The sequence below is a fragment of the Tardiphaga sp. 839_C3_N1_4 genome, assembly GCF_051811045.1.
In the GTDB taxonomy this organism is placed as follows: domain Bacteria; phylum Pseudomonadota; class Alphaproteobacteria; order Rhizobiales; family Xanthobacteraceae; genus Tardiphaga.
The window spans coordinates 3,586,830-3,600,791 of the sequence record NZ_JBPWQD010000001.1; the positions used below are offsets into that span (position 1 = coordinate 3,586,830).

Consider the following 13,962-nt stretch of genomic DNA (forward strand, 5'->3'; position numbering starts at 1 on the left):
ACCATCCGCGCCTCACTCCTTCAGGGTAATCGTGATCTGGCCGAGGTTGCCGGCAAGCTCAACTCCCGCCCGAGGTCCGTGCAAGGTCATCCTCACACCCTTATCGTTTGTGAGCTGAATGCCACCCGCACCGGCAATTAAGGCTCCGCCGGTTCCAACCGAGCTATAGGTACCGGCGAAGTCACTGATCTGTCTTATCCCCCAGGCCCATCCCTTGAGCTGGATGAAGGACGCTCCTGCTGTAAATCCGAGACTGAGGCCGGACACCCTGAACGGATAGTCGCGACCGCGATATGTCACGACGCCGCTACCGCCGCCGGCGCCTATGACGAGTCCCGCTTTCAACAGCTTTGCCTGAACATAGCCGGGCGCCTGAGCCCGGGACGGCGTCACCGGAACAGTCAATGTAAGCAGTACAACCGCCGTCAGGTGCATCACGAGCAGACGCAAAGCAGATATCCCGCGCTCAGGGCTTTTCTGCATCGACCTTCTTCCACGTCTGATCCGGATCGAACAAGGACATGCGTTTCACGATCCGGTCGGTCTGCGGTCCGAGATCCTTTTCGTAAACGGTCCCGGCATGATTGACCACGAATGTCTTGACGCCGGAATTTCCGTATTCGGCAGGCCAGGCGATTAGTCCATAGCCGCCGATCATCTTGCCTTTCACCAAATAGATCAGCGCGCCGCCGGGAGCATTGGCCCCCTGTCCTTTCAGTATGCGGAAATAGTAGCCGTGATACGGCTGCGGCTTTTCACCAACCTGGTAGCCTTCAGTTGAAGCTTCTGCGACCAACGCACCCAACGGGCTCGGATCGCCGTCATCACGCCAGAACAGCCCGTCCTTCTTGCCCGGCGTCGATACAATCCGCTGCGCATAAACGCCAGCGCCCTCGCCGCGGTCCTTGTCGGCATATTCATTCTGGGCGTCGACATAGGCGAGACTGGTCTGGATCGCGTCGAGCTCGTTACGGCCGATACGACGATACAGGACCTCGATACGGCCCTCTTCAGCATCGAACTCCCAACCCGTCTTGGTGTTGATAAGTGGGATCGGGAACGGAAAGTCGTCCGCGCCGAGTATCAATGTGGCTCTTTTGTTGCCCTCCGTCTTGATCGCATGTTTGGCATCGTACATGGACGTGAAGCGCAGACGCGTATCAGCGTCGGCCACCTCGTCACCCGACGAGACGATGTCATCGGCGGCCTTGCCGAGGACCTTTAGAATATCGCTCGCCCCGCCCTTGACCGCGACGGCGAGCGCCGCAGCAGCAGCCTCCGGTGTTGGAAAGGATTGCTGCGCCTCGGACACCGAGTTCATGAGAGCCAGCACCACGACTGCCAGCGCAGTTGTCGATGCGGCACGATGGATTGACGTCCAAACAGTCATGGCGACACCTCCGCCGGGATTTTTGCGCCGTTTGCAAGCCAATCGCGATAGGTGCGGAACGTCAGACCGAGCGCTTCATACTTCACCCGCAGGTAGCCGTCGCTGCCCCGCCTCACGGCATCTGGCACCACGTTTTCGACTTCCTGCGCGATCACGCCGACATAGGCCTTCTGGCCGCCGAGATAGCTGAAGCGATAGTAGCCGAGACCGTTGGCAAGATGGCCGAGCAAGACAACGTCATGCTTCAGAGCGATGTCAGACCGCCGCCCACCGCCTCCGCCACCTCGGAAACCACCGCCGCCACCACCACGGAAACCTCCACCACCACCGCCGTGAAAACCGCCACCTCCGCGTCCACCAGCGAAGCTTGCCCCGCCGCCGCGCGGCATGCTCGCCATGCTTGCCCGCCCACGCGCGGACGCCGCCGCCGCTGCGCGGCCGGACGACACATTCATTGCACCGCCACGATTTCCACCACCACGGCCGGCGGCGCCGGCCCCGCTGCGGTTGGCAGTCTTCGCACGATCACCGCCGCCTTTGGCGCGATTGCCAGCCTTCGCGCGATCGGCGCCGCCTTTGGCCCGGTCCGCAACGCCGGCGCGATCTCCACCTCCCGGCCGATCTCGTGTGCCGGCGCCAACGCCGCCTCGATCTCCCGCGCGATCGCCAGCGCCCTGGTTCGGACGCAGCACCTGCTGCCCGTCGCGACCACGGAAATCCATCCGGTTGGAGGCGCCGGCTTTCAGATTACTATTACTGAAGCGCTGCTGAACGTTGGCGTTGTTGTAGCGTACGCCCTGGCGGTGCGCCGGATTGTGCTGCCAACCGTTTCCAACATTGGTCGTGCGATGGTTGACATAGACGTTGCGGTTACCCCAGTTGAAGCCACCGCCCCAGTAGTTGCCCCAACGCCCGATTGCCCATGCGGTGCCGAAGGCGACACCCGCCGCGACGACACCCGCGCCGATATAGGACGGATACCCGAAGTAATACGGCGGATATTCCGCATAGGGCCAGGTCCCGTACACCGTTGCCGGATCGTAATACGGTACATAAACCGCCGCAGGATCCGCCTGTTCGATCGCGACCACCTGCTTGCTCTCCTGGGTCTTAACGCTGACCTTTTGCTGCTTGGTGGTCACAAGCTTTTTGTTGTCATAGGCTTTCGCCCGCAGCCGCTGGATCGCATCCATGACATCCGGCTGTTGAGCGAGCACCGCATCGCCGAGGCTCTTTGTCCAATCGACCTTGTCGCTCATCATCGCCAAGACGTCCGGAGTGCTGACCAGAGCCTTGACGCTGTCGTCCCACGCCTGCTTGTCGACCGCTTCCTTCAGCGCGTCACCCTTGAGCGACTTGCGTTCCTTCGCCCAACGATCTGCCTGCACCACCTCCAGCGGATAGGTCGATGCTGCCAGTACATTCGCGAGCAGTTCGTCGGGATAAAGCGCAATGGGCGCCACCAAGGCCTCAAGTTGCTCAGGCTTCAACAACTCTGCGCTGGGCGCTGATTGGCTCGCCGGCGCGACTGAAGCCGGCACCTTGTCAGCCGTTTGGGCCGAGGCAGCAACGGGAATGGTCATCATCAATGCAAGCGTGATCAGGATATTGCGCCAGCAGTACATCTGACCCTCCTTCGGGCTTCATTCCGGAAAGCATCGGTCGAAGCGAGGGAAGGCCTTTGATCAAGATCAAGGAAATATGGCTTTGCGCAGTGCTGCGATGCGGGAACTTCGAGCTCTATAGTGACGTGAGCCGCCCGCGAGCAATCGGGATCGTGATGACAAAAAGCGCACCGCCCGATTCCTGATTCACTGCGGAGATCCGTCCGTTATGCGCCTCGACAATGGTGCGAGCGATGGCGAGCCCCATTCCCAAACCTTGCGGTTTGGTGCTGAAGAAAGGATCGAAAACTTTCTGCATATCGCCATTTACAATTCCAGGACCAGTATCGCCGATCCTGATTTCGGCGTGCTGATCCAGTCGAGCCGTCGATACGCTGACTTCACCAACTCGCGCGTCCGCCTCCAAGACTGCATCCATTCCATTGATGATCAGGTTGAGAATGACTTGTTGCAGCTGAACGGGATCGCCCTTGATGCGCAACTCTCCCGAGGCGGCAGCGAATTTCAGTACGACGCCGCGTCGATCGGCCAACGCCGCCACAAACCCGATCGCCTCCCGCACCGTGTCGTTCAGATCAATGTCCCTGATCTCGAACGGCGTTTTCTTCAATACGCTGCGAAGCCGTCGGATCACCTCGCTGGCCCGCTGATCGTCACGCCTGATGTCGGCCAGAATTTCCCTGACCTCGGCAAGATTGGGCGAGGTTTCCTTGAGCAGAAACTCCGCCGTCTCCGTGTTGGTGAGAATAGAGCCGAGTGGCTGGTTCAGCTCATGCGCAATAGAGGTCGTGAACTCTCCGGCGGCCGAATAGCGGTTGACGTGCGCAAGTTCCGCCAGTCGCTGCCGCACTTCGACCTCGGCAAGACGCCGCCGACGACGTTGCTGCAACAAAGCGCTGATCAACCCCGCCTGGACCAAGATCACGGATGCGGTGAGCAAAATCTGCCAGCGATACTGGACCCAAACATCGGGCTCGCGGAACAGGATCGTACTGCCCGGCGGTAGATTGCTCTCGCTGATGCCCCAGCGCTGCATTTTCCGCCAGTCGTATTTTGGTGCGGCAAATTCAATCGGTTCGAACTTGATGTCCCCGGGCTTCTCACCACCAAGGATTCGGATCGCTGCATTGACGGTCTTCTTGCTGGTCTCGACGATCGAATGCATCGGACCACCAACGGTTTCTCCATTAAAAAATGGCTCTTGGTAGGAAAAGATCGGCGCATTGGCCACGGCATGAAGGCTACGCAAGGCCAGGTCACCTTCGTGAACAACGCCAGCACTGTCGACTGACATGAGGCCCCAGAACAGGACGGCATGCGGCGGAAGCACAGCCGCTCTCTTGAGGATTTCCGCGAACGAAAGATCGGCGTAGTAGACAAAGTTGACCCGATTTTCCAAGGGCTTCAATTCCCGTTTCAGCTCCTCGAGCCAGAATTTCTCCAAAGCAGAGGCGCCTATCACAACCGCGATGGTCTGCGTCTCCGGCAAGACCTGAAGGATGTTTCTGAAAGCCGCGAGAAAATCGTTCCGAACCGAAATGATGGTGTCATTGTCTGTAAGGTTCACGCGGTTCACAAGCCGCTGTTCCACTACAGTCAGAACCATCGGGGTCTCGGGAAACAGACGCTCGCGATACTTCTGAACGAACCTTGCCGCGGGCGCCCCGATGCTCAACACGATATCGGCGGGATGGCTCTGATAAAGCGAGTTCAAATAATCGACGAATGGAGCTTCCGGGCCTGGATTGTTGAACCTCGCCGTCAATAACCCATGTTCCTGGATATCCAGCGGCCATGGCGATTGCTGCTGAAGTTCCGCTTTAATACTCGCTGCGTACTCACTCCATGGACGAAATTCCCGACCAAACGAATGCAGCAGCAGCACCCGCTTTGCTTCGCTGCGCTCGGCGGCGTCAGCAGAGCCGGCCGGGACGGACATGCAGACCAGAACACAGACACAGAGACGCGCGGCAAGGCGTGATAGATCTACGACAGCAACAGAGATCCGTCGTCTCATCCCTCTTCACCAACCGTCTGAGACCCGCGAACGACTACGATCGCACAGTGTCAGCGTGTGCACATTTCTGCAACAGCTGGCTTCGGCAGCGCCTGTCTAGCAAACCGTCGCAACCCGCCCGTAGGCGTCCACGACTTGCCTGCATGATGACCCATAGTAAGCGCCCGCCGCTCCGGCCGCAGCCCCCACTGCGACGGCCCGGCGCGTGGTCCGGCGCGCGACCCCCGCATAGCTCATTGGCGTTAGTGGTCGCCCCACTCTCGCTTCGGCTACCGAGAATAATCCGTGCTCTATGACGGCTCCTCCGCTCCACGACAGTCCCGCTGCAGAGGACATAAGTACGGCTGCCACCATGATCGCTCTTCGCACAATTCTCATTTCCTTGCTCCCGATGGTGTTCCTGGGGGAATCTCATCGAATTCCGCCATAGCGCCGGAATTCAAATCGACTTTGGTCACGCCGGCAGGCGGCTTGAAGACGAAAGCGTCGGCGTCAGCGACGGCGTCGGTCTTCCAGTCCCTGATCCGGAGCGTGTATTGCGGCGCCCCAGTCACCGCCTTGCTCGTGATCACGTATTTTCGAGGCAGAGGCCGCGCTCCACTCTCGATCCATATTTGCCAATCAGTATCCACGCCACGGAACGCTAGATGCTCGCATTCGACGCCATCGATCATGCCTTGCCCGATATGTTGCGCCAGGACGACATTGGACATCAACTCGTCATAAGCGTTTGTCAGCAACAAGTCCGTGCCCGGCATCGCCACGCCTGACTTTGCCTGAATCAGATCAACGAGCTGGTCGACCGTGCCTACAAGATCGGCCTGCACATATGCCTTGGCATTGTTTCCATAGATCGACGCCGTCTTCCCGTCGTAGATGAAGTCAACGTCGGTATAGCCGCCCGTTCGACTGATGCGAAGCTTGTCCGGTCGCGAGAGCTGAATCTTTCCAGAGCTGGTAAACTGGATCTTCTCCAGCTCCGGCGTCACGACCTCGACATCACTATCGAATGTCGCGGAGATCGACTTTTGGGCCGCTGTGTAGTCCGACATCGTCTTAAGCAATTTCGCCGGATCATCCGCTCTCGCTGACTGCGTCGTGATTGCGATGAAGGTAACGGCCAGTGTGATACCGGCAAGGCGCTTTGCATTACTATCGGCTTGTCTTCCCTTGTTCATGGTATTTCTCCACTGATCTAATCCATCCTTCGGCACTGAATTTATTGATCTAGGTCCGGCCCGCCTTAAACTCATCGAACAGGCGCTAACTCCGCTAGATCTGACAACGGTGGTATTCCACCTTCATATCCACCATTCCCGGAAACTCACGAGAGACCGTGTTTTCATCAATCACGTTCAGGATGAATTGGACGTGAGAGAGCATGATGCTGGAGGCACAAGCAGCGACCAGGTTGATGGTTTTATCACTTTCCTTCTTTGATCTGATCTTGCAGATCTCGTGCTTGCCCCGAAGTCGATCTGCTTCCGCAATGAAGCCGCCGCCATACACTCCGGAAAAATTTGTAAACCCGATCTTTTTCTCGCGACCCTTACGGGTGAACACCTTGTTGCACTGATCCACGCTTGTCGCCCAAGCTCCGGCAAGCTCGATCGCCCTTGCATTTGGCGACGACAGCAACGCTGCGAAGAACAAAACCGTCGCGACGACGATCAATTTTTGAAGCGCAATCATTTGATCTCCCCTCAGTGACCGCTCAGAACAAGCGTCTTGATTGGCAACAACAACGCCTGGATCCGAAGCAGCAACGCATGCACCAGCCCGGTTGCATCGACTGCATGCAGCGCAAATCCCTTCAACACGCCGGTCTTTGGGTCGGCAATTTCGTCATGGTTACTGGTGTAGGCATTGACGACGCAGGCGCTACCCGGAGTAACTCCTCCAAGACCTCCTTTGTAGAGTGGCTCCAGGAAGACGAGAATCGAGCCGGGCCTTTGCAAGTTCTGCGGATCGATCAAAAGCTCGCCTCCCCGGAACTGGCCGGCAGCGATGAAATCCTGCACGCCTGTGACGACCAACGGAATGATGGTCCAAGGTTTTGAGATACATGTCGCTTCCGCAATCATACCAGTCCTCATGACCTGGGCCTCGATCTGGCCAAATCCGGCTTGTATGCTGCGCCGACCCGCGCCTTCAGGAATCAGGACTCCCGCCGGTCGCATAAGCGGGTTGACAACATCACCGACGCGAAGAAGAAATTGTTCAACGCGACCATCGACGCCCGCGCGCACGTAGGTTTTATCGACATCCACCTGTGCTTGCGCTTGCGCCGCCTCGGCGCTCGCCCTCTCGGCCGGCAGAAGTGTGGAAACACGTAACTGGGAAGACTCCCTCGCCGCCGTCGCTGCATCGATACCAGCCTGCCGCTGATCCACGAGGACCTGCAGCTTTTCAATATCGCGCTGCGGCACAATGCCCGGATTTCGACGTTGCAGCTCGGTCTTGACGTCGAGCTCGTCCTTAGCTTGCTGGTGGGCTGCTTTCGCTTCCCCGATCTGAGCATCCGCCTTGGCAACGTCGGTGCGCGCCGAAATGAGTGACGCCTCCACCTCGACAATCTTTCGCTTGGCGGTCTCCAGGGCTGCGTCCTGCTTCGAACTGTCCAACCTAAACAGGACGTCGCCTTTCTTGACTTCAGCAGTAAAATCGACATTTACCTCAGCGACACGACCGGAAGCCTCAGGAAGGATTGGTACCGTCCGGAAATAGATGGCCGCCGACGTTGTCGAAGGGTGAAAATAGAAAATCATCGTGATCAGCCCGATCGTCAGCATTAGGCAACCGGTGATCCCCCACCTCAGTTCGTACCAGACGGAGAAGAACGTAATTTCCTTGCCGAAACGCTTCCCCTGTCGGTAGCGGCGATAGAGGTAATCGGGCAGGATTGTCACCAGTGAACAGATCATGAGTTCAAGCATGGTCGCGCACCTTTTCTTCCGTCAAGGAAGGCTGATCACCGGCTTTGCCGCGGAGCACGGGCTCGACCTCAGATTCAGCGAAAGGCGCACCAGCCGTGGCGTTCGCGATGCGCTCGACAGATTCGGCAATGCTGCGCATCGGCGTGCCAAAGTCTGGCAGATCGATCATCGCCAGAAGTAACCCCGCTATCCAGAAGATATGCATGTGAGTGAATAGCGAGATCAGGCCAAGAACGCCGACAATCTCGAACTGCATCTTGTGCGACTTGTGCGCCATGCGTTCGGGAAGGCTGTGCAGCTTCCAATACAGCGTACCCACCCACAACAGGGTCGCGACGAGAAAAAAACCCATCACCACCATGAGGGTATCCACTCCATCAGCGCCGGGAACGAAGAATGGCACGTGATGAGGAGCTGCCGGGTGCATCTGTCCGCTCAAATCTTCTCTCCCTTCCGCGCGCCCAACGTTCCACAGCCGCACTCTGCATCGTGCCCTCCCACGGTGTGGTCTGCTTGACTTGGATCAATAAAATGCGGTCGGCCGTACCTAACCTTGTGGCAGCGTTGAAACCGATAGCCACCAGGAGCCCTCAATCATGTCTCGCAGCATCGACGATCTCATCCCCACTGCCACGCAGATCCGCAAAGAGGCGGCACTTAAAGAGGCTGAGGCGGCTGACCAACATGCCCGCATCACCGCGGCTGCTGAGGCCGAAAAGCGCGCGCTGATCGAACGGCTCAGTCAACCGTCCGGCAAAACCGAAGCCGAGAAAATACAACTTGCCTCAACCGTCATCCAGCGGGCGGTGCGAAACGGCTTGACGGAAGTCCAGGTCTACCGCTTTCCAAACTCCCTATGTACCGACAAGGGTCGCGCCATCAATCAGCAAGAAAAGGGGTGGGAGAAAACTTTAACGGGAATTCCTGCTGAAATCTTCCAGCTCTGGAGCGACTATTTGCAACCGCGCGGCTACCGCATCGGTTACCAGACCATCGACTATCCCGGCGGTATACCCGGCGACATTGCCATTACAATCTCCTGGGGAGATTGAATGTCGTTCGCGCCAAGCTGATCTTGGAGTTATCACATGTCAGCTGATGTCTCAACGGAGCGCCTAAAGCGCAAGGATTACGAGAAAGAGCTAGAAAAGCTCCAAGTCGAACTTTGCCATTTGCAGGAATGGGTTAAGGCCAAGAATCTGAAGGTCATCGTCATATTTGAGGGACGCGATGCCGCTGGCAAGGGCGGCGCCATCAAGGCCCTCACGGAAAAGGTGAGTCCGCGGGTTTTCCGCGTCTGTGCCCTGCCAGCCCCGTCTGACCGGCAAAAATCCCAGTTGTTTCTTCAGCGCTACATCGAGCAATTCCCAGCAGGCGGAGAGATCGTGATCTTCGACCGCAGCTGGTACAATCGCGCCGGCGTCGAATACGTCATGGGCTTCTGCAGCCCGGCCGAACACAAGCGCTTCCTGGAATTGTGCCCACTGGTTGAGAAATTTGCAGTAGATGCTGGCATCATCTTGATCAAGCTATGGCTTGAAGTCGGGATGGAGGAGCAGGAACAACGCTTCAAGGCGCGCATCGATGACCCTCTACGGCAATGGAAGCTAAGCCCGATGGACACCGAGTCGTTCGATCGCTGGTATGACTATTCCCGAGCGCGCGACATGATGTTCAACGCGACCGATACGAAACATGCGCCATGGCGACTGGTCCGATCCGATGACAAGCGGCGGGCTCGGCTCAACATCATCTGGCATATCCTTAAGACGATCCCTTACAAGAAGATCGCGCGAAAGAAGATCAAGCTGGCAAAGCGATCCAATAAGGGGCGCTACAACGATCAGACCGGCTTGCGCCGCATGAAATTCGTCGAAAATCGGTACTGAAACAAACGAAGCCGCGCGCAGCGCGGCCCGTTCGAATCTTGCTTACTTCAGCCGTATCGTAACCCCGCCGACAGCGGCGGATACTTCGGCGCCAACTTTGGGGCCGCTAAGCTGCAGGATCACACCATTGCCATTCTGCAATTGCACACTTCCGGCTCCGGCCGCCACCGCGCCACCCGCTCCGACCACTGCATAAGAGCCTTCGATCGAAGCCGGCCCCTTCAGATTGATAGCACGGCCGACAAGCTTGGTGGTAGACGCGCCAATCGTAAAACCGACGCTCATACCTGAGACCGTGAATGGATATTGTTTTCCGCGATACCTCAGCACGCCCTCACCGCCACCAATCCCGACGATGAAGCCGCCCTTGGTGAATATAACGGCAACTTGACCCATGTCCGCACGCGAGGGCGTACTGAATCCGGTGATCGCAGCAAGCACAGTGACCACTGTAGCCACAATTGCATAGACGCTGAATTTTCGCATGACTTTCATTTCCCTCTGTTGTCAGACTGAACTATTGAGCCAAGATCATCGTGAACTATTCGATTGCCCTGACGATAATGGGCGGTTTGGTCCGGTCACTTGTGGAGACGTCATACTTCCGAGAAGTCTAGGAATTCAGCTCGTTCTCGCGCCATTCCGACAAACGTCTGTTGATCCAAGTCAACGCAACGCAACCTCATGAGCGACAATCCGCGTCGCAGCGCAACAAGGTCACTCTCGCCTCAGATCGCCAAGCACACTATCCATCCTTCGGGTCCAGTTGGCGCTGTCGGTCTTTTCCGCGAATCCATCGGCTTGCAAGACATCGCGGACCTGGCCACGAGCCCCGACGATCTGGAAGGCGATGCCGTGAGAGACAAGCTGGCCATGGAGGTCGTGAAGCATCTTTACGCCCGCGAGATCCATGAAGGGTGACGATGAGAGGCCGCAGACAACAATCTTGGTGTCCGGCAATGACCGAACCTTTGCCAGCACGTTCTCCATCACCGTTTCCGCATTGATATAGAGTAACGAGGCTTCCGGGCGGAACGCGAGCACACCTGCAATCGGCTCCACGTCAGGGTGCCGCGCGCTATCGGCATATCGACCTGTTCCTGGCAGGCGCCCGAGAATTGCTACGTTCGGCTGTGAGGCGCGCGCCAGTAACAGGAAAATGGAGGCAAGCGCAGCCAGAAGGATACCCTGAAGGATTCCTAACATCAGCACAGATACGAGAGCAATCGCTGCCGCATAAAAATCGATCCGGCTGATGCGCCACATTCGCATGAGGGCAGCTATATCAATCAATCTATAAACCGCCGTGCACACGATCGCAGCGAGCACCGCCTTGGGTAAATTGGTCAGGAACTCCGTGAGAAACAGCAGGCAGATGGCCAACGCGCCCGAACAGATAACGAGAGCGAGTGGCGTCTTCGCGCCGGCCTGATCATTGACGGCGGATTGGGATAGTCCGCCCGCAACGGGGTAGCCGTGGCCGAACGCTACCGCCATATTTGCCGCGCCCAGACCCAAAAACTCCTGTCGCACATCGATGACGTAACCGTGCTTCGCCGCAAAACTACGTGCAGCTGCAACGCCTTCCACATAAGCGAGCAACATAGTGCCGGCAGCGAGAGGAAACAGTTCATCAAACTCCAGCAACCCAAAGGTCGGCACGGCAATGCTCGGCAAGCCCTTCGGAATTTCGCCGGTAACGGGAATGCCAAGCGCCGGCAAGCCGAGCACCGTTGCGGCAATGACCGAGAGGATCACGACCGCAAGTCCCACCGGCCTGCCGGGCCATAGACGTTCGCCTTGAAGCAGCAAGATCGCGACAAGCCCGATCACAAGCACGACCCACTGTATGCCGCCGAGTTGCCAAACAAGTGTAGCAACGCGATCAAAGAAATTTCGTCCGCCACCAGCAACGCCAAACAGGCTTGGCAACTGCGTCACGATGATGGTCAGGCCGGCGCCAGCCTTAAAGCCGACCAAAATGCTGTCGCTGATGAGTCGCACCAGCATGCTTAGCCGGAAAGTCCAGGCAATCACGCAGAGGCACGTAACGGCCAAGGCCGCGATACTCGCAATTTGCATATAGCGAAGTGCGTCGCCTGCGGCGAGCGCTCCGACCGTAGCGGCGACCATCAAAGAGATCGCCGAGGTGGGGCCGATGGCGAGTTGCCGCGAGGAACCCAGCAACGCATAACCAATGCCGCCCAGCATGTAGCCGTAAATGCCGACCTGTGGCGGCATACCGGCAAGCGCGGCATAGGCCAGCGATACCGGGATCGCATAGGCAGCAAGCGTGACGCCCGCGATCGTGTCGTGGCGAAGCCAGTCAGCCCGGTATCCGACAAGCCACTGCGCCGGCGGGAAGATCCATCGCAAATTCATGCCCGCCTCCCTCGGTCGACCCTATCCTGCGTCAGCGGTGCGGATTCGGCCGCAGCGCAAAAGGACAAGCAACAACGCAGCAACAGGAATGGTCAATGTGGCCGCTGGCGTCCTCTCCGTAATAAGGGCACCCACAGCCGCACCCGTACCGAATGTGGCACAAACCCCGATGAAGATGCAGGACTTCCGTAACAGACCGACCTGCGAATCCCCCGCCATCAGGGTAAATACGCCGTCGATCGCTTGGCGAAGATTTCCCGTTATCATCACCGAACTGTAGTTTGCCCCTTCGACCTTGGTGAAAACCGACGTCTGCATTGCGGCCACCATAGAGACGCCCAGCGTGCCGGCGACATCCGGCACTCGATTGTGCAACACCCCGACGAGGACAAGAACTGCAATCTCGACGAGGATGCTGATTGGGCCAGCTCGATTACCGGCAACACGGCGCAGCCACGCGGCGAGCACAACACCGACCATGAATGCAAAAAGCGATGGTACGAAGTGGAACGCCTCCTTCCACTTCCCGACCATCGCGTTCACCCACAAGAATACCAGATTGGCGGTTTGAGCGTTCGCTAGAACACTGTGGGTAATCCAGGTATAGGCATCGAGATAACCACCGGCGAAGCCCAGCAGCAGCGCTACCAGCAGGCTCTCTTCGCGCCGCGTCGGCGGATTGCCGACATGCGCCACAGACATATTGAACCACATCGAGCCAACAAACGCCGGCTCCCCAACGGTTTAGGTTGATCTGAATCAACTGTTTCCGAATTTTCTGCGGTCAGCTCGCAATACGAAAATGCAGGGCTAAGGCGAGCATGCATATCATCCAGCGGATCATCGCGATGGCGGTTCTTGTGTTCGTCGCCTCCGCGGAGTCGACGCAAGCCGAAGAAACGTCTGATGCTGCGCGGATTCAGGAAGAACTCTGGGTTCTGCCGTTACCATTACCGATGTTTGCTTACCTGGTCCGCCCGGTAGGCACCGGCCCGTTTCCGCTCGTGATCATGAACCACGGTGTCGCTCTCAACCCAACTGACCGCAGCTTTTTTCCACTCGTCGAATTCCGCGATGCAGCCAAATGGTTTGCAAGGCGAGGTTACCTCGTGGTGGCGCCGGTCGGAAGCGGATATGGCGCATCGGCCATCGACATTCCCGAGCATGGGATCTTCGGTCCATTCTTCTCCAAGGTCGGCAAATGCACGAATCCCAATTTCCGCGATGCCGGCCTTGCGGTCGCCAAAGTCGATCTCTGGATTATCGATTATCTGACCGCCGAAAAACAGATCGTGCCGAATGATGTCATCGTCGTTGGGCAATCCGCCGGCGGCTGGGCCTCTATCGCTCTATCGAGTGTCAATCCATCGCAAGTCAAAGCGATTATCACCTTTGCAGCCGGCCGCGGTGGCCGTGTTGACGGCAAGCCGAACAACAACTGCGCACCGGACAGGCTCGTCGAGGCTACGGCAGATTTCGGTCGGACGTCACGGATCCCGATGCTGTGGATCTATATCGAGAATGATACGTTCTTCGGTCCGGCGTTATCCAAGCGCATGCATGCGGCCTTCACCGCAGCCGGTGGCCGAGCCGAATATCATCTGATGCCGCCGTTCGGAAACGACGGACATTTCTTCATAGGCTCACCGGAAGCTATCCCGATCTGGTCGCCGCTGGTGGCGAAGTTCCTGGATAGCCGGAAATAAGGCGGCCGACGCCGGAG

Annotated in this window: 14 protein-coding genes; 3 read left to right on the forward strand and 11 right to left on the reverse strand. The window is 58.0% G+C overall.

Annotated features, from left to right (window positions below; all coding sequences use genetic code 11):
* Positions 1-12: 12 nt before the first annotated feature.
* The 8 genes from AB8A38_RS17200 to AB8A38_RS17235 all read right to left on the reverse strand — a co-directional run bounded on the left by AB8A38_RS17200 (position 13) and on the right by AB8A38_RS17235 (position 8,407).
* A complete protein-coding gene (locus AB8A38_RS17200) occupies positions 13-483 on the reverse strand; it encodes a hypothetical protein (protein WP_439086789.1) in 471 nt (156 codons plus the stop codon).
* Positions 467-1,390: a DUF2950 domain-containing protein gene (locus AB8A38_RS17205; protein WP_439086790.1), complete on the reverse strand. Its 924-nt coding sequence runs from the start codon at positions 1,388-1,390 to the stop codon at positions 467-469. The genes AB8A38_RS17200 and AB8A38_RS17205 overlap by 17 nt, the downstream gene beginning before the upstream one ends.
* Complete coding sequence (locus AB8A38_RS17210; RefSeq protein ID WP_439086791.1) at positions 1,387-3,015, reverse strand: DUF3300 domain-containing protein; 1,629 nt, start codon at positions 3,013-3,015, stop codon at positions 1,387-1,389. The genes AB8A38_RS17205 and AB8A38_RS17210 overlap by 4 nt, the downstream gene beginning before the upstream one ends.
* A 115-nt stretch (positions 3,016-3,130) precedes the next feature.
* On the reverse strand, positions 3,131-5,032 hold the full coding sequence (locus tag AB8A38_RS17215) for a sensor histidine kinase (RefSeq protein WP_439086792.1): 1,902 nt from the start codon (positions 5,030-5,032) through the stop codon (positions 3,131-3,133).
* Positions 5,033-5,406: 374 nt separating this feature from the next.
* Entirely contained in the window at positions 5,407-6,210 is an 804-nt protein-coding gene (locus AB8A38_RS17220; RefSeq protein WP_439086793.1) for a DUF2092 domain-containing protein, read from the reverse strand.
* 94 nt (positions 6,211-6,304) lie between these two features.
* Complete coding sequence (locus AB8A38_RS17225) at positions 6,305-6,724, reverse strand: hypothetical protein (protein ID WP_439086794.1); 420 nt, start codon at positions 6,722-6,724, stop codon at positions 6,305-6,307.
* A gap of 11 nt (positions 6,725-6,735) precedes the next feature.
* Positions 6,736-7,968, reverse strand: a complete 1,233-nt coding sequence (locus tag AB8A38_RS17230) for an HlyD family secretion protein (RefSeq protein ID WP_439086796.1) — start codon at positions 7,966-7,968, stop codon at positions 6,736-6,738.
* Positions 7,961-8,407 carry a hypothetical protein gene (locus AB8A38_RS17235; protein ID WP_439086797.1) on the reverse strand — a complete coding sequence of 149 codons (447 nt, stop codon included), beginning with the start codon at positions 8,405-8,407 and terminating at the stop codon, positions 7,961-7,963. The genes AB8A38_RS17230 and AB8A38_RS17235 overlap by 8 nt, the downstream gene beginning before the upstream one ends.
* A 157-nt stretch (positions 8,408-8,564) precedes the next feature.
* On the opposite strand from AB8A38_RS17235, the gene AB8A38_RS17240 reads away from it, so the two are divergent.
* Positions 8,565-9,020, forward strand: coding sequence for a hypothetical protein (locus AB8A38_RS17240; protein WP_439086798.1), 456 nt, complete (start codon positions 8,565-8,567; stop codon positions 9,018-9,020).
* A 36-nt stretch (positions 9,021-9,056) separates the two neighbouring features.
* Positions 9,057-9,857: a polyphosphate kinase 2 gene (ppk2, locus tag AB8A38_RS17245; protein WP_315840265.1), complete on the forward strand. Its 801-nt coding sequence runs from the start codon at positions 9,057-9,059 to the stop codon at positions 9,855-9,857.
* Between the two features lie 42 nt (positions 9,858-9,899).
* Here the strand turns inward: ppk2 and AB8A38_RS17250 are convergent, their stop codons facing one another.
* The 3 genes from AB8A38_RS17250 to AB8A38_RS17260 form a co-directional block, all read right to left on the reverse strand.
* On the reverse strand, positions 9,900-10,343 hold the full coding sequence (locus AB8A38_RS17250) for a hypothetical protein (RefSeq protein ID WP_315840264.1): 444 nt from the start codon (positions 10,341-10,343) through the stop codon (positions 9,900-9,902).
* A gap of 231 nt (positions 10,344-10,574) precedes the next feature.
* Positions 10,575-12,239 (reverse strand): SulP family inorganic anion transporter, encoded by a 1,665-nt coding sequence (locus tag AB8A38_RS17255; protein WP_439086800.1) that lies wholly within the window; start codon positions 12,237-12,239, stop codon positions 10,575-10,577.
* A 21-nt stretch (positions 12,240-12,260) separates the two neighbouring features.
* Positions 12,261-12,953, reverse strand: a complete 693-nt coding sequence (locus tag AB8A38_RS17260) for a YoaK family protein (RefSeq protein WP_439086801.1) — start codon at positions 12,951-12,953, stop codon at positions 12,261-12,263.
* Between the two features lie 107 nt (positions 12,954-13,060).
* Between AB8A38_RS17260 and AB8A38_RS17265 the strand changes: the two genes are divergently transcribed.
* Complete coding sequence (locus tag AB8A38_RS17265; RefSeq protein WP_439086802.1) at positions 13,061-13,945, forward strand: alpha/beta hydrolase family protein; 885 nt, start codon at positions 13,061-13,063, stop codon at positions 13,943-13,945.
* The last annotated feature ends 17 nt before the right edge of the window (positions 13,946-13,962 follow it).